The 1,178-nt window shown below is 55.4% G+C and carries 1 protein-coding gene and 1 rRNA gene; one reads left to right on the forward strand and one right to left on the reverse strand.

The features are described from left to right. Nucleotides 1-746 precede the first annotated feature (746 nt). A complete protein-coding gene (locus AB6M95_RS19635; RefSeq protein ID WP_371388437.1) occupies nt 747-902 on the forward strand; it encodes a hypothetical protein in 156 nt (51 codons plus the stop codon). A 160-nt stretch (nt 903-1,062) separates the two neighbouring features. Here the strand turns inward: AB6M95_RS19635 and rrf are convergent. Beyond that, nucleotides 1,063-1,177, reverse strand: a 5S ribosomal RNA gene (rrf, locus tag AB6M95_RS19640). Nucleotide 1,178 lies beyond the last annotated feature (1 nt).

The following is a 1,178-nucleotide window of genomic DNA, read 5'->3' on the forward strand; positions in this document are numbered from 1 at the left end:
TGGAGAATGTGATCACTCAATCTTAAACTCGTATTAAACGGGCTGTGATTATCGTGATCTTTGTTGCTCAACTCGCTATTTAATTGTCAAAGACCAGAAACGTCTTTCTTCTCAAAGAACGCCCCGCCCTCAGGCAGGAAGGGGAAACTAAGTGATTGTCTCCCCCCCGTCAACACCTTTTTTCAACTTTTTTCAGTCGGTCCGGATGTCGGCCCTGCCCACAGGCAGGAAGGGGAAACTATGCGTTCTGACCTTCGCCGTCAACACCTTTTTTCGTGTTTGGTGAAACTTTTCGCCCAACCAGCCCGCATCCCTTGTCCTGCAAGGATTCCTGCAATCAAAGGGAGTTAACTACTCCACTGAAAGACGGCACAAAGTCATTAGTCGATATATATGAGCTACCAGAACAAGTCTCCCCAATCGTCCCGCGCAGACGATGAAGGGACCTGGAAACGGCCGGCAAATTCCTTGCCTCGAACAGCCGCCATAAGGATTGGGCCTGGAAGGATATCCAGAGAAGTGGGGCTACGTTACATCCTGCGAGAGCAGATCGCCGCCTCCCCATACTGCGACACAGGCCCGCCTGGCCGACCGCTACGCCACTTGCGCTCAGGGAAAAGGCGCCTCCTCAGGGACCAGGCCGATCTCGTAGCCCCGATAGCCAGGGGGGATCGCCCCCTCTCTGATCACTTGGTGAGGGACGCGCAAAGGGTGGCGGCGGGAGTCGGCCTTTTCTCGGAATGTCCTTGTCCCTGACCGCGCAAACGGAAGAAGATGCCAAGAAGAGTTTCATCTGGAACAGCAATTTCGTATTCGTGGAGCCGGACGCTTCCGCCAGGGAGGAATGCGTACGGGACCTGGAAAAGCGCGGCCCGAAATACTTCGAGATCAAAGGCGGCTGAGCTCGGTATGAACAGGCAGACATACAAGGTCTCTCACTCCCCGAGGAGCGCCGCCTGAGAAGAGCCGTAGAGGCCGTTCTTTGTCGCGAGTTCTCCGCCCCCGTCCCCGTCCGAAACGCAAAAAAGCCCTCAGTCGTTTGACTGAGGGCTTTGAAATATTCCTTGGCGGCGACCTACTTTCCCACACGCTACCATGCAGTATCATCGGCGATGGAGGGCTTAACTACCGGGTTCGGAATGGGACCGGGTGTACCCCCTCCTCCTTGGCCACCAAGA

It is taken from the genome of Pseudodesulfovibrio karagichevae (genome assembly GCF_041414475.1).
GTDB classification, from domain to species: Bacteria; Desulfobacterota; Desulfovibrionia; order Desulfovibrionales; family Desulfovibrionaceae; genus Pseudodesulfovibrio; species Pseudodesulfovibrio karagichevae.